The sequence below is a fragment of the Pseudomonas sp. BS3767 genome, assembly GCF_900099665.1.
Classification (GTDB): domain Bacteria; phylum Pseudomonadota; class Gammaproteobacteria; order Pseudomonadales; family Pseudomonadaceae; genus Aquipseudomonas; species Aquipseudomonas cerasi.
This window is the reverse complement of sequence record NZ_FNCX01000006.1, coordinates 162,506-184,895: the sequence shown is the minus strand read 5'-3', so window position 1 is coordinate 184,895 and position 22,390 is coordinate 162,506. Positions and strand designations below refer to the sequence as shown.

Sequence of the window (22,390 nt, the reverse complement as noted above, 5' to 3'; positions counted from 1 at the left end):
GACATAAGCCCCGCCTGAAAAGCCTGCCGCTGACGTTCAGCCCTGCTCCGCCGACAGATCGGCATTGATCATCTCGGCCATCACCTGCGCCCAGGGCGCTGCGACAATGCCGTAGTGATCGGTGTCCAGTGCTTGCCAGCTCAGCAGGTGCGGCAACAGCCCTTGCCAGGCCCGCTGCAGATCGGCCATCCGCCAGGCGCTGCCCATGCCATAAGGATTGGGCTGCGTGGCAATGAATAGCCGCACGGGAGTGCGCGACAACGCCACGGGCCGGTGGCCCGCCATGCTCGCCATGTTGTTCTGGCAGCAGACAATCAGGCTTTGCAGGTAACGCGATGTGTCTTCGCTGGTCGTGCCGGTGGCTGTGTTGAGGCCGCGCCGTGCAGAAAACTCGCGCTGGAAGACCTGCTGAATCTGCGCTTCACCGATCTGCGCCAGCTCGTTACCCGCATCCGGCGCGGGGGGATCGATCAGGTACAACAACGGCTGCTCGCAATCCTCCGTCAGCAGGCTGCACATCGCCTGCGTCACCCATGCGCCGAACGACCAGCCAGCCAGACGCCATGCCGTGCCGTCGGGGTGATGGGCCTGCAACGCCTTGAGATACAGCTGCGCGCGCTCATCCACGCTGATGTTCGGCAGTTCGGGCAGGCGCAAGGCCGGATCGGCGATCACCCACACGCCCAGATCAGGGTGCAGCGCCGAGGCCAGCTCGCGATACGCCTGCACGTCGCCACCCACCGGGTGAATCAGATACAGGCGCTCGCGGCCCGCGCCCGCATGCCACTGATCGATCCTCACTGCATCAGCCCACTGGTTTTCGTCCGCAGCCGGTTCGGGCACTGACGTCCGCACCAGCGCCAGCACCTCGGCCAGGCTGACCTTGTGGCTGAACTGCGACAACTGGAAGACCACGCCAGTCGCGGCCTGCAGTTCGTCGATCAGGTCCAGCAGGGTCAGAGAATCGGCGCCCAGCTCATAGAGCGAGGCATCCGGCTGCAGCGCACTCACGCCGAGCCATTTGCACAGGCAGTCATGCAGATGCTCGGGCAGACGGTCCGGCGCTGCAGTGTCTGCCGTCAGCACTGGCGCAGTATCGGCCAGCGTCGAACCTGCGCTGTGGCGAACCGGGTAAAACTGTCGCGCCGTGTCCGGATCGGTGGTCGAGATCAGCAGTTGCGGCAGTTGAGCCGTCATGGCTGCATCGAACACCCGGCAACCCTCCTGTGCCGACATGCCGACCGCCAGGTGTCGCTGATGCGCGTCATCCCCGACGCCACTGGCAGCGGCCATGCCGACATCGCGCCAGATGTCCCAGTTGATGCCCAGACGCACACAGCCATTTTCGGCGTGTGCACGGTAGTGGGTGAAACCGTCAAGCACGGCACTCGCGGCGGCATAGTCCAGGTGCCCGGCGCCGCCGAACAGTGCCGACATCGAAGAGCTGTACAGCACGAACCCCGGCGTCATCTGCTCGATCAACGCTTCAACCGCCAGCATGCCGCGGGTCTTGCTGGCCATCGCCTCAGACAGCACCTGAGCATCGCGCTGACGGATCAGGCTGCCCGCTCCGGTGCCAGCCGCGTGAATCACGCCGTCAAAGTGCCCATAACGCTCACGCAAGTGTTCCAGCACCGTGGGCCAGCGCGCCAGGTCGGCGATATCCGCAGCGATGCTGTCGATGCGCGAAGCATAGGCGTCCAGTTCTTTCGGGCACCCGCCACCTCGCGACAGCAGCACTACCCGGCGCTGGCTGGATCGCAGCAGGTGTTCACACAAGGTACGACCGATGCCGCCTGTACCGCCCAGCACCAGGAACGTGCCGTTCGCCGGCAGCAGATTCGAAGCCGCCGTTGGAGCTGCCAGCGGACTGGCCAGCAGCTGAGGCTGCCACAGATAACCGTCACGAATGGCCATGCGCCGCGGCAGCAACACCGGTTCGGCAAGCAGCGCCGCGAGGTGCGGAGCCTGGGTGCTCAACTGCGCCGTGGGCAGGTCCAGCCAGTGACAGCGTATTGGGTATTCCTGCGGCGCCACTTCGGTGATACCGGCCAGCGCCGCCAGTTCCGGACGCATGACCTGGCCGTTCACCGGGCACGCTCGCCAGGACAGCAGCCAGAGCCGCAGGGCGGTCTTTTGTGCGTTCTGCCCCCAGGCCTGCAACAACGCGCTGAGCGTATCCAGACAGGCCCATTGCGCGGCCGCCAGGCTTTGCTCGTCAACCGCCCCGCCCACCGACAGCGGCAAGGCATGCAGCCAGTCCAGTTCGCTCGCCGTCTGCCCACTCTGATCGAGCGCACTGATCAATCGACCCAACGCCACAGGGTCCAGCGGGTCGAGCTCATAACGATTCGGGCCAAGCTGCTGGTAGCCATTGCCGGCCTGCACCTCAATGACGTGCCGATAGACGCTCTGCAGGCTGCCAAGCGTGGTGGCATCCAGACGCTCATGGCTGCACACCACCAGCACTTCACGACCCTCGCCAGTCGGGTTTGTACGCAGACGGTTTACCCGCTGCCACTGACGCTGATAGAACCAGTCCGCCAGCGGCTGGCGCTCGACGACTGACGATTTCTGCAGTTCGGTGCGAGCGGCCGCTTTGAAGCGAAAGGTCTGCAGATCGAATGCCGACGGTGGCAAGTCCCAGGGTGGCGGCGCCGAACCGGTCGACCCTTCGATACTGGCCCCCGCATACCAGGCGTCCAGCAGGGCCTGCGGCGAATGCTCGCTGGCGTTTACTCGCACGTCAGAAAGCTTCACCTCCTGGATCGACGAGGCTTGCAGGCGCGGCGTCTGACCGGGCGGGCAGATCATCGCGAAGCGCCAGGGCAACGCGCGTCGACCGTTTTGCAGGTAACGCAGCAACGCGGCCTGCTGCTCGGGAAAGGCGTTGAGCCAGGCTTCAATCGCCAGCATGTCCCGCTCCAGGGCAGTACGGCTGTGCGCTGACAGCAGCAGGCACGCCGGGCAATCCTCGACGCGGTCTGTCTGCTGCGGCGCGGCGCCGACAATCACATGCGCGTTGGTGCCGCCGATGCCGAAACTGCTGACCCCGGCCAGACGCCGACGCCCCTCGGGCCAGGGCCGTGAGGTGCTGGGTATGTAGAATGGCGAGCGCTGCAGATCGATTTGCGGATTGATTCGGGCAAAGCCGAGGTTGGGCGGGATCACTCCGTGGAACACGGCAAGCGTCGCGCGAATCAACCCGACCACGCCGGCAGCCGCGCCCAGATGACCCACCTGGCTTTTCACTGAAGCCAGTGCGCAACTGGCGGCCGGCGCCGCGCCGAACGCCTTGGTCAAGGCAGCCACTTCAATCGGGTCGCCCAACAGTGTGCCGGTACCGTGGGCCTCGATGTAGCCCATGTCGGCGCCACTGACCCCGGCCTTGCGCAACGCCTCGCTGATCACAGCACTCTGCCCCGCCACCGACGGCGCGGTGTAACTCATCTTGGCGCGGCCATCGTTGTTCAGCGCAGAGGCTTCGACCAGTGCGTAGATACGGTCGCCGTCGGCCTGTGCACGGTCCAGCGGTTTGAGTACTACCACACCATAACCGCTGGCACCGATGGTGCCGCTGGCGTCGTCACTGAACGGGCGACACAGCCCGTCGCGGGAAAAAATGTGCTGTGGACGATAGCGGTAGCCATCGGTCAGAGTCGGGTCGATCAACACCCCGGCGGCCAGCATCACGTCGCTGTCGCCCTGACGCAGCATCGCCGCCGCCAGGTGCACGGCAATCAGTGAGCTGCCGCATGCCGCCTGGACGCTGAGTGCCGGGCCGCCGAGGTCGAGGTGGTAAGCCGCCTTGGTGGCCAGAAAGTCCTTGTCGTGGTGCAGCGCCATCTGAAAGCCGTCCGGCAGATCACCCTCAGCAGTTTCGCGCAGCATTTGCTGGAAATACGTGGTTTCGCCGCAACTGGCGATCAGGCCGATGCGCGGACCGTCGGCTTTGGGCGTGAGCCCGGCATGTTGCAGTGCCTGCACACAGCCCATCAGCAGGTGCCGCTGTTGCGGGTCCATCAACCGTGCTTCCTGCAGGCTGATGCCGAAATACTCGGGATCGAAATCCAGCAGGCCGGTCAGTTGACTGCGCGCTCCGACCAGCCCTTCGGCGGCGTCGAACTGCTCGATGCCCAACCCGTTTCCTTGGACCATCGCCCAGAACTCGGCGAGGTTGCTCGCCCCGGCCACATTCACCGACATGCCGATGATCGCCATGGGTTGTTCGCCAGCCTTGGCACCTCGCTCATTGCCCTCAGCAGCCGCGGGCATTTGCCCTGCTGGTAAGGACAAATGCTGCGCCAGGCGACGCACACTGACATGCTCGAACAACGCTGCCATTGCCACCGGCTGCGGCAGTGCTTCGTTGTAACGGGCGTGCAGGCGCATCAGGCCAAGGCTGGTGGCGCCGGCTTCGAAGAAGGTCTGCTCAGGCTCGATGTCGCGACCGATGACCGCCACGAACAACTCGCTCAGTTGCTGTTCAAGTGCGCTCAACGGCGCCGCAGGCAGCCCGGTGCGCTGCCGTTGCAACACTTCGCCCAGATCTCCCAGCGCCCTGCGATCAATCTTGCCGCTCGGCGTGCGCGGCCAGGTGACAACCCGCCGGTACTCGTCGATACGCACATGCGCCGGCAGCTGCAGGCTGATCTGTCGGTCAAACTGCTGTGCATCGGGCAGCGTACCCTCGCTGTGCAACCAGGCCACCAGCCGGGGCGGCTCACCCTGCGTGGCCACCACCGCGTTGCTCACCTGAGCGACCTGCATCAGCGCGGCCTCGATCTGCCCCAGTTCAAGACGCTGGCCACTGATCTTGATCTGCTGATCGTCCCGACCCAGGTAGTGCAGGCAGGCGTTTTCATCAGCCCGCGCAAGATCCCCGGTGCGATAGAACAGGGTCATGCCCTCAGCTTGCGGCAACTCGACAAAGCGCGCGGCATTCAGCACCGGGTCAGCGAGGTAGCAGCGCGAAATCATCGGCCCTGCCACCAGCAGATAGCCCTGACTGCCACGCGGCACCGGCCGGTCGTGTTCATCCACCAGCAGCAGACGTGCATTGCTCACTGCACGCCCGATCGGCGCGCGCAGCGGCCAGTCCTGAACCGCCGCAGGCAAGCGCCAGGCGCTGACCACGTGGGTTTCGGTCGGGCCGTAATGATTGAACAGCCGTGTCTGGGGCATGCCGCCGAACCAGTTGCGCAATGCCTCGGTGCACAGCAGTTGCTCGCCCGCCGTGATCACTTCGCGCAACGCCTGCGGATACACGCCCTGGCTGACAGCGGTCTGCGCCAGATGCTGCAAGGCCACGCATGGCAGGAACAACCGCTCGATGCGCGTCTGCACCAGATAGCTCAGCAATGCCTGGGCATCCTGCCGCCAGCGCGGGTTGATCAGGTGGTAACAGCCCCCGCCGCAGAGGGTGCTGAAAATCTCCTGAAACGACACATCGAACGACAGCATGGAGAATTGCAGGGTCACTGACTTCGCTGGCAACTGCCCCTCATTGCGCTGCCAGTGCAACAGATTGCAAAGGGTCCGGTCCGGCACCTGAACCCCTTTCGGGGTCCCCGTCGAACCGGACGTGAACAGCGTGTACAACGGTCGTTGCCCCGCGTGACGGCGACGCTCGAACGGTCGTGCCGCAGCGCTCAGGTCGACCCGATGACAGATCTGCCGGTCTGCGTTCAATTGCTCCAGTGCCGCCTCGGTGGCCGCGCTGTACAGCACACAGCCGGGTTGTGCCTGCTGCATGACCTGACGCTGCACCGCCAGCGGATAGCCAGGATCGAGGGGCACAGCCGTCAGGTTGAGCCTGGCCAGCGCCAGCAAGGCCACGATGTGCTCGACCGACGCCTCGAGGTACAGGACCACTTGCAGCGGCGCACCATTTTCCTCCGGCAGCGGACACTGCTCGATCAGGGTGGCCGCCAGCGTGTCGGCCAGTGCATCCAGTTCGGCGTAGCTGATGCACTGCTGATCGGCGACCAGCGCCGGAGCATCCGGCGTGCAACTCACCTGATAGGCGAACCAGTCGGCCACGGTGTTGAACGGCGGCTCAGCGCTGTCGCCCTCACTGGCGGGCGGCAGGCTGAAGCGGTAAGGCGTGAGCAGCGCATAAAGGGTGGCCGACGGCTTCTCCAGCAGCAGATCAAGCCCCTGTTGCAACAGCCGATTGACGGCGATCATTTGTGCCGCATCGAAATAACTGCACTGGTACTCCCACCAGCATTCCAGTTGGGACCCGGCATCGACCACCAGCAAGGTCAGCGGGCACTTGGCCTGCACCGTCTCGTTGAATTCCAGCGTGGCCCGCAGGCCGGTATGGGCCAGCCTGGCATAGTCGGTGTTTTCCAGCACGAACATGAAATCGAACAGCGCACTGCTCGACGACAGCCGCAGGTCTTCCACCAGGTCCGCCAGAGCGACGTCCTGCAAGGCCAGCACCTCACGCACCGTGGCGGTTTGCTGATGCATCTGCTGGTCAAGCGGCTTGTCGCCGTCGAACGCCGTGGGGATCAGCACGGTGTTGGCGAACATCCCGATTGCGTCTTCGAATTCGCTCAGCGGACGGTTGGATACCGGGCTGGCGATGCGTGGCCGCTCGAGGCCGGTCAGGGCGTACACGCTCCAGGCATAGACGCTGAACAGCACCTCATAACGAGTGACACGCTGGCGGCTGCAAAACCGATCCAGTGCAGCACTGCGCGTGGCTCCCAGCGGCTGACGATAGAGCCGTGCCTGCGGGTCTGGCTCACGAACCGGTAGCAGCGCGGGCGAAGGCGCCGGGTGCTGACGGTGCAACCCGGCCAGGGCGCGGCGCTGATCGCGGTAACGCGGGTCGACACGCCATTGCCGTTGCCAGAGTGCGAACTCCAGCGTGCCCAGACCGGGCGAGGTTTCGGCACTCGGCCGCCCCTGCAGCGCATCGTCGTACAGTTGCACCAGATCATCGAACAACAGGTTCATCGACCAGCCGTCGATGGCCACGTGGTGCAGGTTCAGCAGCAAGCGACAGCTGCCATCGGCAAACGGCAGCAACCAGGCCTTACACAGCGCCGATGTTGCCAGATCGAACGGTGTGTCGAAGACCAGGGCTGCAAAGCTGCGCCAGGTCTGTTCACTGAACGCTCCTGTGGCAAAGGTCTGGCACACCGCGTCCCGTTGGTGAACCTGCTGATGCAGCCCTTCAGCAGCGGACACGAACGCCGTGCGCAGCCCGCTGTGCCGAGTCAGCAGGCGCTGCACGGCGTCGGCCAATGCGTTCAGCTCCACGCCTGCCGCCAGGTGCAGGATGATTGGCACGTTGTAGGCCGTCGCCTGCGGCGCGCGCTGCTGCATCAACCACAGGCGACTTTGCTCGGCAGTGGCCGGCGCACGCCCTGAACGGTTGACGGGCGGCGCGGGCGGGTAGGCAGATTCCGCACCCTGATCATCGCCAAGGCGCTCGGCCAGTGCCGAAAACGATTCGCTCAGCAGCGCACCCAGGGTGATTTCCCGGCGCCAGTGTGTGCGGATTGCAGAGCGCAAACGCATGGCCTTGAGCGAGTCGCCGCCGCTGCCCAGCCAGTCATCCTCGCCGTTCAGCTCAGGTTGCGCCAGCAACCTGCGGGCCTGTGTCAGCAGCCAGTCCAGCGTGGGCGAGTGTTGCTCGTCAGGACGTGAACCGGCCTGTGGTCGCCACGGCTTCAAGGGCTGTTCCAGCAGCGCACGCTGATCGATCTTGCCATTGCGGGTCAACGGCAGGCGCTGCAGCACAAACAGTTGATGCGGGCGCATCCATACCGCGAGGTTTTCGCGCAGGTGCTGATCGAAATCGCGATAGTCCAGCGCTTCGCGCGGCACGATGAAGGCCAGCAACTGGTGGTCTTCAGCTGCCTGCCTGCGCGTACAGACATGCACCTGCGCCACCTTCGGGTGCTCCAGAATACGCTGCTCGACCTCGCCCGGCTCGATGCGAAAACCACGGACCTTCACCTGACGGTCAATCCGCCCCAGGTACTCGATCAGCCCGTCGGCATTGACCCGCACCTGATCGCCGGTTCGGTAATGCAGCACGTCACCGGCCTCGATTGTCGGCAGGCGCAGGAAATGCTGCGCGGTCTCTGCGGGACGGTTGCGATAACCGCGTGCGACCCCGCTGCCGCTCAGGTAAAGCTCACCCGCCTCGCCTTGAGCAACCGGGCGCTGTTGCGGGTCGAGCACTTGCACGCTGGTGTCGGGCAATGGCCGACCGATCGGCACCGCATCACCGGAAAAGTCGCGGGGGATCGGATAGCACACGGCGAAGGTGGTGCATTCAGTGGGTCCGTAGGCGTTGAAAATCCGGCAGCGGCTGTCGGGATTGGCCTGATACCAGGCACGCACCGCCGCGGCGCTGACCTGCTCACCGCCGATCAGCACCTGGCGCAGGCTGGCGAAACAGGTGGGGTTATCTGCGCTCAAGGTGTTGAACAGCGAAACAGTCATGAACAGGCTGTCGACCTGCTGCGTTTCCAGCACGCTGGCCAGCTGTTGCGCGTCCTGCAGGTCTGCGTCGGCAATGATGACGCAGCAACCGCCGTTGAGCAGCGGTGCCCACAGTTCGAAATTACAGGCATCGAACGCCGGGTTGGACAGGCAGGCCACGCGCTCGCCTGCGCGGATGTCGAGGCAGCCGTCGGTCCGGGCCAGACGCAACAGGCCGCGCTCGCCCACCTCCACAGCCTTCGGGGTGCCGGTGGTGCCTGAGGTGTAGAACAGGAAACTCGACGCAGCGAAATCCTCGGGCAGCGGCAGTGCCGGTTGATCGGGGAATTCCAGCAGGGTTTCGACGCTGACGTACCAGCCACGTTGTGGCGCTGCCAGGGTGTCCGCGTCTTCGCCGAGGGTCACCAGCCCGACGCAACCCCCGTCGTCGAGCATCAGCTGTCGACGCCGGGCCGGGCTGGCCCGATCCAGCGGCACCACCACAGCCCCGACTTTCAGCACGGCGATTATCGTGGCGACCCATTGCCAGCCGCGCGGCATGCACAGGGCAATCGGCTCCGCAGGGCCTGCGCCTTGTGCCAGCAGCCCTTTGGCGATGCGTTCACTGGCGCTGGCCAATTGCGCGTAGGTCAGCCGTACCTGCCGGTCGATTACGGCGAGCGCCTGAGGATCACGGCGTACCTGCTCGGCAAAACGCGACAGCAGGGTCATGGAGTTGCGGGCGATATTCTCCTCGTGCCGACTCATCATTGCGCCTCCTGCGTGTCGAAACGTTGCAGCTCTTGCCTGAGCGTCTGCGAGACACGATGCACCTCGGCACTTTCCAGCATGTCCCAGTGCCCGCCGTGCACCAGCCGGGCCTTGTAACCGTCACCCGCGCGGCGACGCCAGAAGCTGCGCAGCTCATGCAACTGCGTGCGGCTGAAGCCTTCACGGGCCTGAATCAACACGATGCGTCCGGCGTGTGGCGCACACTCGTAAGCGGCCATAGCCAGACGGTTGTGGTTGTAAAGATGGAAATACCGCTCGACCTGCGCGTCTTCGATGCCGGGGTACATGCCGTTGAAGCGCACCAGCTTGTCGCGGAACTCAGCCATGTCCACCGTCCCGATCTGTTGCCGGAACCCCGGGTCATCCGAGCCCTGGGTATCGAGCAGCACCACCGTCACCTGACGATGGCCGGCAGCCGTCAGACGCCGGGCCATTTCGTATGCCACCAGACCACCGAACGACAGCCCGGTGAGCACTAGCGGTTGTGAGGTCAACGCCGCGATCCGCCGCAGATAGGCGTCGGCCATCGCTTCAACGCTCGGCTCGGTGCTTTCTCCAGGGTTCAACCCCGGCGATTGCACACCGTACACACCGATGCTTTCCGGCAGCTCCTTGGCCAGCGACAGGTAGCAGAACGCCGTGCCGCCCGCCGGGTGAATGCACACCACGTTGCGTTGCCCGGCACCGCGCCGGAATTCGATCAGGTTGTCCTGCGCCGCGGCCAGGCTGGCGCCGGTACGCAGCCAGCCGCCCAGCGCCTCGATGGTCGGGTGGCCGAGGATCACACGCACAGGCACCTCGACGCTGAACGCCCGGCCAATTTCGTAGGCCATCTTGATAGCCGCAATCGATGTCCCGCCGACGTTGAAGAAGTTGTCGCGAATGCCGATCTGCGGCACCAGCAGCAGGTCTTTCCAGATCTGATACAGGGTCAGCTCGATATGGTCTCTGGGGCTGCCGAGGTTGACCTGCCGGTCGGCCAGATCCTGATCGGCCAGTGCCGCCAGGGCGGCACGGTCGATCTTGCCGTTGACCGTCAGCGGCAAGGCGTCCAGCCACAGATAAGCGCTGGGCATGACGGCGCTGGACAGGGTCGTTGCCAGGTGCGCACGCAGTGCGGATTCGTCCACTGCGCTGTCGGTGACGCAGCACGCCACCAGGCGCTGGTTCTGCGCGCTGTCACCGACGATCAACGCCACACTGGTGCGAATACCGGGGAACAGGTCGAGCCGCGCTTCGATTTCACTCAGTTCCAGGCGAATGCCGCGCAACTTGACCTGAAAGTCGTTGCGACCGATAAACTCCAACTGACCGTCCGGACGATAACGCGCCAGATCGCCGCTGCGGTACAACCGGTCACCGGCAACGAACGGGTTATCGATAAACCGTGCGGCAGTCAGCTCGTCCAGCCCCAGATAACCCCGTGCAACGCCGACACCACCAATGTGCAACTGACCGGTGACCCCGGCCGGCACCGGCGCATCACGCTCGTCGAGTACGTAAAAACGGGTGTTGGCGATGGGCCGGCCAATGGGCAATTGGCGCGGCGGAACGTCGGCACCGGGCTCCAGCGTCCAGACACTGCTGATCACTGTGGTTTCGGTCGGACCATAGACGTTATGCAGGCGGGCATGTGGCAGACGCGCCTGAAACAGCCTGGCCACTGCGGGTGACAGCTCCCCGCCGCCACTGAACACATCCTTCAGGGTGTGACAGGCGCTGACCTCTTCGACCTCCAGAAACAGTTGCAACATGGCCGGCACGAACACCATCGCGGTGACGCTTTGTTCACGTACCACCTGCGCCAGGTAACCGGGCTCGAAATGCCCGCCGGGACGGGCGATGACCAGCCTGCCCCCGGTGAGCAACGGCCAGAAGATCTCCCAGGCCGAAGCGTCGAAACCGAATGGAATCTTGTGCAGCATGCTCCCGCGTTCGCCGCAGAACCGCTGACACCAGAGCAGCAGGTTGCTCAGCCCGCGATGCGTGACCATCGCCCCCTTGGGCAGCCCCGTGGTGCCGGAGGTGTACAGCACATACGCCAGATGGTCGGCGTTCACCGCAACACGCTGCGGCTGCGGATTGTCCGACGGGCACTCGGCCCAGAGCACGGCATCGGCCTGCACGTCGAGGATCGGCACCTCGAAATCCGCACCTTGCAGGGCCTCGCGCAGGATCTTGCGCGTCGGCCCTTGGGCAAGCAGTACTACCGGGGACGTGTCATCGAGAATATGCCGCAGGCGCCCTGACGGATAATCCGGGTCCAGCGGCACATAGGCGCCCCCGGCCTTGAGCACCGCCAGCAAGGCCACCGGCAGTTCCAGCGAACGTTCGATACACACCGCCACGCGCACGTCCGGGCCGACGCCGAGGGTGAGCAAGTGATGCGCCAGGCGGTTGGCCTGACTGTTGAGCTGGCTGTAGCTCAGCGATCGACCTTCGAAGATGACCGCACACTCGGCCTGCCGACGCGTGACCTGAGCCTCGATCAGGCGATGCACGCAGTCGGCGGGCTGGGCCAGCGGTGCCGGGCTGTTCCACTCATTCAGAATCTGTTCACGTTCGGCATCGCTGATCAGCGTCAGTGCGCCGACAGGCTGCTTGGGGTTCAGCGCCACCTGTTCCAGCAGCTGACGATAATGCCCGCTCAGGCGCTCAATGCTGGTCTGGTCGAACAGGTCGGTGTTGTATTCCACCAGCAGGCTCAGCACACCGTCGCGCTCGACCCATTCGAACGCCAGGTCGAACTTGGCCGTGGCGCTCCCGGTGCCGTATGGCGTCATGCTCAGGCCCGGCATCTGTGCGGCGTTGCCCGGGGTGTTCTGCAACACCATCATCACCTGAAACAAAGGCGAATACGCGGTATCGCGTTGCGGGTTGACGGCTTCCACCACGCGGTCGAAAGGCACATCCTGATGCGCATGGATATCCAGCAGAGTGGCGCGTACTTCGCGCAACAGCTCGGCAAAGGTCTGCTGCGGATCGAGACGCTGGCGAATCACTTGAGTGTTGACGAAATGGCCGATCAGCGGCTCGATTTCGGGACGGCTGCGGTTGGCGAATGGCGTGCCGATGCACAGGTCCCGCTGACCGCTGTGGCGCCAGAGCAGGACCGACAGCGCGCCGATCAGCACGTTGAACAGCGTGCCTTGGGTCTGTCTTGCCAGCGCATTGAGCGCACGCAAGGTGGTGCCGTCGACCGTCGAGCTGAAGGTCGCCCCGACGTAGCGCTGCATGGTCGGACGCGGCCGGTCGGCAGGCATGTCGAGCAGCGGCGGCGCATCGGCCAGCGTGCGCTGCCAGAAGTCCAGTTGCCCGGCCAGCGCCTCGTCGCTCAGCCGCTGTTGCTGCCAGCAGGCGTAATCAGCGTACTGCACCGCCAGCGGCGCCAGACTGGACGCCTGACCGCGCAGAAAATCGCCATACACGGTAGTCACTTCCTGAAGGATCACGCCCATCGACCAGCCATCGGCGATGATGTGGTGCACGCTGTACAGCCAGAGGTATTCCTCATCGGCCAGGCGCAGCAGCGAGGCCCGCAGCAACGGACCGCTGGCCAGGTCAAACGGCGCTTTGGCCTCCTGCTCCACCGCCATGCTGACCTGCGCTTGGCGCGCCGTCGGCGACAGGTTACGCAGGTCGACACGTGGCATCACCAGTGGCATCGCCGGGTGCACGATCTGTCGTGGCTCGCCGTCCACGCTGGCAAACGTGGTGCGCAATATTTCATGGCGCGTGATCAATTCGTTCAGCGCCCGCTCCAGCGCCGATACATCCAGCACGCCTTTCAGCCGCACCGCAGTGGGCACGTTATAGAACGCATTGCCCGGTTCCATCTGATCGAGAAACCACAGCTGGCGTTGTGAAAACGACAGCGGAACAGCCGTTTGCCCGGCGGCACGCCGAGGAATCGCGGCCGGGTCGGTGCCGCTCAGCAAGGCAATCAGCTCTGCCTTGTGCTGCTTGAGCGCCTGCAACATCTCGTCATTCAGAAAGCCGCGCGGCGCCTTGCAACGCAGTTTCTCGCCGTCCACTTCAAGCACCACGGCGTGGCGACCGAACAACTCCAGCAATTGATAGGCATTCATATCTCTATCTCCTCCATGTCGCTGGCGTCGTCCGTTTGATCCGCGGAAGAGGCGAACGCCTCGACCTGCGCGCGGCGTTGTTCGTCGGCAGTGCGCAGGCCGCCCACCATCGAGTAGATCAACTGATGATTCGGTCCCAGGTCGAACAGGGCCGACAATTGCTGCTCTTCGAGCGAGCCCATGCCACACAGGCCAAGGCCCTGCTCCACCGCCGTCATGGTCAACAATTGCGCCATGCCCCCGGCTTCGATATGACAGAAGTCGCGACTGCGCTCGCCATACAGCGGCCGGATCGCGGCCATGTCGGCGATGAAGAACAGCGAGAACGCGGCGTTTTCATACACCGGGCGGTTGACGAAATAATCGTAGGTGTCAGGGTCGAGCGGCTCGCTGTCGAGCATCAGCAGGCGGTGTTGAACCGGGTCGTAGTAATAGGCGCCGGCAGCGACGCCGTTTACCCGCTGCGGTTTGACGTACAGGTAGCACTGGATCGGGTACAGGCCGCCTGCGGACGGGAACTGGTATTTGACCTCGCCGTGCAATTGCCCCTGCGCCAGGCTGGCCAGTAACCCGGCAAACACCTCGGTCGGAATGGATCGGTCAGCGAATTGGCGTACCGAGCGGTAATCGCTGAAGCGCCGCGCGAACGCCGGATCATCCGGACGCGCAAGATTCAGCGCCGCAACCTCTGGGGTGAACGTCCGCCGACCGCGCTGGTCGGCCTTGAAGCGCGCCCGCTGCTGCGGATCCTCGATCACCTGCTCGGACGAACCCGCGCGCTGCCGAACGCTGTCGACCACACTGCCGTTGGCCAGATTCCGGCGGTACATGCCGAGCAGGTTGAGCAAGGTCGGCTGTGCCAGCAATTGCGCAACGTTGGGACGGAACTGCAGTTCGCCGGACAGCGCATTGCTGATCCTGACAATGTCAATCGAGGTGGCGCCCAGGTTGAGCAAATTGGCGTCGGCAGCGATCGAAGCACGCTTGAGCACGCCCTGCACGATCATCACCAGTTGTTGCTCCTGTGGCCCCTCCACTTCCAGCGCGGGGCCGGCATCCTGAATCTGCGCTGGCTGCGGCAGGCGCTTCTTGTCGACCTTGCCATTGGCCGACAGCGGCCACTCCTGCACGAAGGTAAACGAAGTCGGCACCATGTAGGCCGGCAGTTTGTCTGCCAGGTACTGGGCAAAATCAAGGGCCTGCAACGAGGGATCGGCCTTGAGTACATAACCCGCAAGCCGCTTCTCGCCCAGCGCTTCGCCGAGCACCCGCACCACGGTGCTCTGCACGCCGGGATGGCGATTGAGCGCCGCTTCGATCTCGCCCAGCTCGATGCGGTGCCCCTGGACCTTGACCTGGGTGTCTTCCCGCCCGAGAAACTCGATATTGCCGTCGGGCAGCCAGCGCCCCAGATCGCCGGTCCGATACAGACGTTCGCCGGTCAGCGGGTGGGCGAAGAAACTGCCGGCGCTCAGGGCTTCATCACGCCAATAGCCCTTGGCCAGACCAATACCGCCGATATACAACTGACCCGCCACCCAGGTCGGGCGAACCTGCAAGGCGTCATCCAGCACATAGAAGCGCTGGTGATCCAGCGCCTTGCCATAGGGAATACTGCGCCACGCGGGGTCGACCTGCTGCAGCGGATACTGGATCGACCAGATGGACGCTTCGGTCGCCCCGCCAAGGCTGATCAGTTGCAACGCCGGCTGCAGCGCCCAGGCACGCTCTGGCAGCGTCAGGGGAATCCAGTCGCCTGACAGCATCGCCACGCGCAGGCACGACGGCAACGCGCTGCGCTCGCCTTGCACATACTCCAGCAACATGCCGAACAAGGCTGGCACCGAATTCCACAGGCTGACCTGATGCCGCTCGATCAGCTTCAGCCAGTGCGCCGGGTCGAGGGCCTGCTGCGGTTCGAGCAACACCACCGCCGCGCCAGCGGCCAGCGTGCCGAAGAAGTCATAGACCGACAGGTCGAAACTCAGCGACGAAACCGCCAGCACCCGGTCCGCAGCGCCGACGGCAAAGCGCCGGTTGATGTCGAGCAGCGTATTCACCGCACCGCGATGATCGATGACCACGCCCTTGGGCAGACCGGTCGAACCCGAGGTGTAAATCACATAGGCCAGATCGTCCGGCGTGAGATGCACGGCGTGTAATTCGGACTGATCGCAAAGGCCAGCGTCGGCAATGATCGGGTCGCTCACGCTGATCACCTGGACCTGCGCCGGCCACTCGACACGTTGCAGCAGTGCCGGCTGAGTCAGCGCCAGGCTGGCTTCGGCGCGTTGCAGGATGTGCTCCAGACGCTCGGTCGGCAGTGCCGGGTCGAGCGGCAGGTAGGCCCCGCCAGCGTACTGGATCGCCAGCGTCGCGACGACCTGTTCCCAGCCCCGTTCCATGACCACCGCGACCAGTTGATTGGGCACCACGCCGCGACGCTGAAGCAGCGCCGCCAGTTGCCGCGCTTCGGCTCGCAGCTGGCAATAACTCAACTGCCGCTGGGTGCCGATGACCGCCAGCGCATCCGGCGCAGCGAGTGCCTGGCGATCGAACAGTTCGTGCATCAGCGCCGAGTCAAAGGGCCCGGCCTCGGGCACCGGCAAGCGTGCCAGCGGTATCAGGTCCACCGTGCCGGCGCTCCAGGCATCGGCCTGCAGCAGGCGATCCAGCAGCGCGTTGTAGGCGACAAACATCTGTTCGATCAGGCCTTGCGGAAACAACTCGTCGATGCTGTCCCAGTTGAACAGCAGGCGCCCTTCCAGCTCCAGCAACGTGTGGTCAAGCCAGACCTGCGGGGTCTGGGTGATGCTGTGTATGTGCTCGGCATTCAGGGCGTCGGCAAGATTGAATTCGGCCAGCTCCGGCGCGGCTTCCGACAGGGTGCTGTTGAACACGATCGGCATGGCGGTCTGCTGCACGCCACGGGCCTGGGACAATTCACGCAGCACGCGCACCCCGCTGACCACCAAATGGTCGATGTCTTGCCACAGCCGTGCCTGCACGGCACGCGCCTTGTCGATGAAGCTCGCGGCCCCGTCGAGATTGACCTCAAGCAAGACCAGCGAGGTGAAGTCACCGATGATTTCATCAACATCCGGGTGCAGCGGCATGCGGTTGAACAGCGGCAGGCTCAACGTGAAGCGCGGCTGCCGACTCCACAGCGCCAGCACTTCGCTGAACGCGGTCAGCAGCATCACCGACGGCGTCACGGCAAATTGCCTGGCGAGTTCCTTGAGCCGTGACCACTGCAGCGCTGAAAGCTCGCGGTCGCGGCGGGTAAAGTGCGGCTGGCTGATACTTTCCGGCTGGCACACCAGCGGCAGGTCCGGCGCAGGTGCCAGCGTGGCAACCTTCTCGCGCCAGTAGTCCAGCGCCTGTGCGTAGCGGCTGTCATTGCGCAAGCGCTGCTCGGCCAGCACGTAATCGCGAAAGGTCAGACCCGGTTCGGGCAATTGCAACTGCGGGTCGGCATAAAATGCCATCAGTTCGCGCGCCAGAATCTGCGTACTCGCGGCGTCGACGATCAGGGCATCAAGGCTGATGTGCAGATGGCTGATGCCCTCATCGAGCAACGACAGACTGAACTCGAACAACGGCCAGCGACCGGCGTCCAGGACCTGATGGGACTGACGTTCGCGGGTGTCTTGCAGGGCCTGCTGCGCGGCGTCGGCGGACAGGCCGCGCAGATCGTTGCGTGGCATGTGGTAGGTCGGCACGCTGTCGAGAACCTGCTGCGTGCCGTCGCCGAGGAACACCACGCGCAGCATGTCATGCCGCTGGATCATGCGGTTCAGCGCCTGCTCGAAACGTGGCACATCAAGGCCGGGGATGCGCAGCTCTTCATAACCGTGGGCACTGACCCCGCCGAGGCTGACCGACGCTTCGCGGCCAAACCAGTACGCCTGCTGGATGTCGGTCAACGGAAACGGCGCGAAACGTGCGCTGCGATCAGCTTCAATCGGGGCAAAGGGTGTGTCGAGCGAAGGCCCGTCACCCCGCCCGAGCCGCACCTGCTCGGCCAGGTCCATCAGCACCGACGTCTTGAACAGGCTGCTCAGGGACAGTTGCGCGCCCATGCGCTGGTTGATCATGTAGATCATCCGTGTGGCCAGCAGCGAATGCCCGCCCAGCTCGAAAAAGTTGTCGTGAATACCAACCTGCTGGCACTTGAGCACCTCGGCCCAGATGCACACCATCTGCCGCTCGGTCTCGTCGCGCGGTGCCACATAGGCACTGGCGGCCTGGCGCTCTGGCGCCGGCAGCGCCTGACGGTCGAGCTTGCCGTTGCGGGTCAACGGCAATTGCGCCAGCGCCACCCAGGCCGTCGGCACCATGTGTTCCGGCAGGTGGCGGTGCAGCTCGGCACGCAGCGTTTCGGCGGTTGCAGGCCCCACCACGTAGGCCACCAGACGCTTGTCGCCCGGCACGTCTTCGCGCAGCAGCACCACCGCTTCCTGCACACCGGGTTGCTGGTGCAGAAGGCTGTCGATCTCGCCCAACTCGACGCGAAAACCGCGCAACTTGACCTGCTGGTCGATGCGCCCCAGGTACTGCACATTGCCGTCGGCCTGGAACCGCGCCAGATCCCCGCTTCGGTACATGCGCGCACCAGGCAGTGGGTTGAACAGGTCAGGCAGGAAGCGTTCAGCGCTCAGGTCCGGACGATTCAGATAACCCCGGGCCAGGCACGCACCGGCGATATACAGCTCGCCTGCCACACCGACCGGCACCGGGTTCAGGTCGCCGTCCAGCACATACAAACGCGCATTGGCGATGGGCCGGCCAATCGGCGGTGCGTCCGGCCACTGCGTGGCGTCGTCACAGTTCAGGCTGAACTGGCTGACCACGTGGGTTTCGGTCGGGCCGTACTGGTTGTGCAGTTGTGCACCGCCAAGGCCGCAGACAAAGGTACGCAGTTCGTCGTTGACGAGCAACGCCTCGCCAGCGGTGATGACTTCGCAGCCGCCCTTTGGCAAGGGCATCGGCACCGACGCGCCGGTTTCAGTGAAACTGGCCAGTTGCTGAAGCACGGCGAACGGCAGAAACGCCCGTTGTACGTCCTCGGCCACCAGCGTCGGACGCAGCGCGGCGAGGTCCTTGCGGCCGGCTTCGCTCATCAGCACCAGGCTGCCACCCTGGCACAACGTGCTGCAGATTTCCTGAAACGACACGTCGAAATTCAACGATGCGAATTGCAGCACGCGTTGTGACGCAGGCGTTTGCTCCAGTTGCCAGGCGATCAGGTTATCCAGGGCGGCACGACTGTGCGCCACGCCCTTGGGCCGCCCGGTCGAGCCGGAAGTGTAGAGCACGTAAGCCAGGTTGCCGGGGCTGACGGGGACTTGCGGGTTGGCCTCGGAATACCCAGACCAGCGCTGCGCCTCCACGTCGAGGCAGCAGATCGGCAGCGTGTCGGGCAATGGCGGCAGACCGGCACGCAGTGCAGTCTGGGTCAGCAGCAGGCTTGGTGCGGCATCCGCGAACATGAACGCCAGCCGCTCGGCCGGATATGCCGGATCGAACGGCACGTAAGCGGCGCCGGTCTTGAGAATGGCCAGCAGGCCGATGATCATCTGCGGCGAGCGCTCCAGACACAGCCCCACGCGCTGCTCGGGACCCACGCCCTGCTCGATCAGGTAATTCGCCAGGCGGTTGGCAGACAGATTGAGCGCAGCGTAAGTCAGCGCTCGCTCATCGGCCAGCAACGCCACGGCGTCGGGTGTGTGCTGCGCCACGGCTTCGAAGCGCTTGACGCAATCGTGCTGTGCCGAGGTATCACGCTCGGTGCGGTTCCAGTCGTGGACGATCCGTCGGTGCTGCTCGGCGTTGAGCAGGTCGAGCGTCGCCAGGGGCTGTTCGCTGTCCTCAACCATCTGCATGAGGAGGCGGCGCAGGTAGTCGCCCATCTGCACCACGGTCTCCGGCTCGAACAGCCCCGACGCGTATTCCAGGCCACCGACGATTTGTCCGTCACGTTCGCTGAGTGCCAGTTGCAGGTCGAATTTGGCCACTGGCTGGACGCTTTGCAGCACGCTGACGTCGAGCCCGGACAACTCCAGATCCGAATCCTGATGCTGCTCCCACGCGAACAGCACCTGGAACACCGGGCTGTAAGCCAGACTGCGCGGCGGGTTGAGCAACTCCACCACTTGATCGAACGGCAAGTCCTGATGTTCCTGAGCGGCAAGCGCTACGTTGCGCGCCTGTTGCAGCCAGTTGGCCACCGTCGGGCTGCCGGAGCGGGTCATGCGCAGGGCCAGGGTATTGACGAAGAACCCGATCAACCCTTCCAGCTCATGCTGGCTGCGGTTCGCCGAGGGCACACCAATGACCACGTCATCCTGCCCCGACAGGCGCATCAGCAGCAGCGACCAGGCCGCCAGCAGGTTCATGAACAACGTGGTGCCCTGCTGCGTAGCCAACACTCGCAGCCGTGCTGTCAGCGTGCGGTCAAAGACCAGCGGCACGAAGCCGCCGCGGTAATCCTGGGCCGCCGGACGTTTATGATCGGTGGGCAACTCCAGCAGTAGCGGCGCACCGCTCAGGGTTTCACGCCAGTAGCACCGCTGCGCGTCCAGCACCTCACCGGACAGCCACTGGCGTTGCCAGGCCGCGTAATCCACATACTGGACAGGCAACGGCGGCAGTGCCAGGGACTGCCCGAGCGCGGCCGATTGCTGAATAGCCGCTGCGTAGAGCAGCCCCAACTCGCGGGTCAGCACGCCCATCGACCAGCCATCCGAAACAATGTGGTGCTGGGTCAGCAACAACACGTGATCATCATCGGCCAGTTTGACCAGGCGGACGCGCATCAACGGCCCCACCGCCAGGTCGAACGGCTTGCTGCCCTCTGCGTCGATCAACGCCAGCAGACGCGCCTGGGCATCGTGCTCGCCGCGCAGATCGATGACTGGCAACGGAATGATCGCTCCCGCCGCCGCAACGCGCTGCCGCCCCTCGCCCTCGACCGCGAAAAACGTGGTGCGTAGCGCCTCGTGGCGGGCCACCAGATGATTGAAACTGCGCTCCAGCGCGGCCACTTGCAACGGCCCGCGCAGGCGCAGGTTCAAGGGCATGTGGTAGGCCGCGTTGCCGCCTTCCATCTGCGCCAGAAACCACAGACGCTGCTGAGCAGACGACAACATGTGTGCCCCGCTACGTTCTACAGCCATGATCGGTGGACGAGCGTCGCCCTGCTGAGCGGTGCTCAGTCGTTCGGCGAACTGCTGCAGCACGGGGGCGGTAAACAGGGCTGAGGGTGACACCTCAAGATGCAGCGTCTGCCGAACCTTGGCCAATACGCGCATCACCAGCAGCGAGTGGCCGCCGAGTGCAAAAAAGTGATCCTGGCGACCGACTCGCTCGACGCCCAGCACCTCGGCCCAGATGGCCGCAATATCCATTTCCAGCGCGCCTTGCGCGGCTTCGAAAACATGCCGATCGAACGCGTCATCCCCCGGCTCGGGCAGTGCGATGCGGTCCAGCTTGCCATTGGCGGTCAGCGGTAGCGCGTCCATACGCACGAACGCGGCAGGAATCATGTAGTCCGGCAGGCTGAGCTGCAGATGCTGGCGGAGGCTTTTGGGCGTCAGCGCTGCGCCGGTCTGTTCGCGAAAGTAGGCAATCAGCCTGGGCACGCCCGCGTTGTCCTCGCGCAGCACAACCACGTTGTCACGCACACCGGCAACCTCGGCCAGACGCGCCTCGATTTCACCCAGTTCCAGGCGCAGGCCGCGCAGCTTGGCCTGCGAGTCGTTGCGCCCGAGAAACTCCAGATGGCCGTCAGCCCGATAGCGGGCCAGGTCGCCAGTACGATACAACCGCTCACCGGCCACGAACGGGCTGTCGATGAAGCGCTCGCGGGTCAGTTCCGGCAAATTCAGGTAGCCGCGCGCTACCCCCGCGCCGCCGATGTACAGTTCGCCGGTCACGCCCTGGGGAACACGCTCGCCAGCGGTATCGAGCAGGTAAATCCGCGTGTTGGCCAACGCCCGTCCGATGGGCAGCACCGCATCGACGTGGCTGTCGGGCTCGAACTCGAAACAGGTGCTGTCGATGCTCGCTTCGGTAACACCGTAGGCCTGGACGATTTGTACATGCTCGCCACACAACCTACGCAGTTGGCGCGCGCTGTGCGCTGTCCAGATGTCCGAGCCGCAAACCACCGTGTTCATGAACGACAGGTCGCGCCCTGCCTCCTGCGTCCAGGTCAGCAACGGGTTGAGCACCGCAGGCACGAAGTCCGCGAAATCGATACGCGCCTCGCTCAACAGGCGATACAGCGCAGGTGGGTCCATCAACGTGTCTCGCGGACAGAGCACGAGCGTGCCGCCAAAACCCAGTGCGCGGATCAGGTCGGCGCTGAACACATCGAAGGAAAACCCGGCCATTTGCAGGTGATTGAGGGGTTTGTGCAGCGCGTACAACGGCTCCCAGGCGGCGCTGACCGCGATCAGCCCACGGTGCTCGACCATGACCCCCTTGGGCGTCCCGGTGGAGCCCGAGGTGTAGATCACGTACGCCAGATGGCGGGGCGTCAGACCAACCGCGTGCGGGTCTGGGTTGTGCGTCGGCTGCGCTGCCCACAGCCGGCTATCGGCCAGATCGAGCACCTGCGTTGCGACTCCAACCTTCTCCAGCGCCGCCAACAACGCCGCGCGCGCCGGAGCATGGCTCAGCAGTACGCGTGGCGCGCTGTCTGCCAGCATTTGTGCCAGACGGGCTTTCGGGTACGCGGGGTCCAGCGGCACGTAGGCACCGCCCGCCTTGAGTACCGCGAGCACGCCGACCAGCATGTCCAGCGAGCGCTCCAGGCAAATCCCGACACGCACATCCGGCCCGACACCGAGGCTGCGCAGGTAGTGGGCCAAACGGTTGGCACGGGTATTGAGCGTCGCATAGTCAAGCGTGTCCAGCTCGAAGCGTGCCGCGATGGCGGCAGGCTTGCGCTGCACCTGTGCCTCGAAAAGGCCGTGCACACACTGGTTTTGGTCAAATGGTTGCTCTGTATCAGGATGAGCGAAGCCCGTCCCGCGCGAGGAAGATTGGTCGACCAT

Annotated in this window: 3 protein-coding genes; all 3 read right to left on the bottom strand. The window is 64.6% G+C overall.

What is annotated here, in order from left to right:
- Positions 1-36: 36 nt before the first annotated feature.
- The 3 genes from BLR16_RS18270 to BLR16_RS18260 are packed head-to-tail and all read right to left on the bottom strand — an operon-like array spanning position 37 to position 22,390.
- Positions 37-9,219 (bottom strand): hybrid non-ribosomal peptide synthetase/type I polyketide synthase, encoded by a 9,183-nt coding sequence (locus BLR16_RS18270; RefSeq protein WP_074807978.1) that lies wholly within the window; start codon positions 9,217-9,219, stop codon positions 37-39.
- Complete coding sequence (locus tag BLR16_RS18265; protein ID WP_074807975.1) at positions 9,216-13,328, bottom strand: non-ribosomal peptide synthetase; 4,113 nt, start codon at positions 13,326-13,328, stop codon at positions 9,216-9,218. Before BLR16_RS18265 ends, BLR16_RS18270 begins: the two co-directional genes overlap by 4 nt.
- Complete coding sequence (locus tag BLR16_RS18260; protein ID WP_092194465.1) at positions 13,325-22,390, bottom strand: non-ribosomal peptide synthetase; 9,066 nt, start codon at positions 22,388-22,390, stop codon at positions 13,325-13,327. Before BLR16_RS18260 ends, BLR16_RS18265 begins: the two co-directional genes overlap by 4 nt.

Excerpts from the sequence above, each read along its gene's own strand:
- BLR16_RS18270 (WP_074807978.1), bottom strand. The coding sequence starts at position 9,219 with ATGATGAGTCGGCACGAGGAGAATATCGCCCGCAACTCCATGACCCTG.
- BLR16_RS18265 (WP_074807975.1), bottom strand. The coding sequence starts at position 13,328 with ATGAATGCCTATCAATTGCTGGAGTTGTTCGGTCGCCACGCCGTGGTG.
- BLR16_RS18260 (WP_092194465.1), bottom strand. The coding sequence starts at position 22,390 with ATGGTCGACCAATCTTCCTCGCGCGGGACGGGCTTCGCTCATCCTGAT.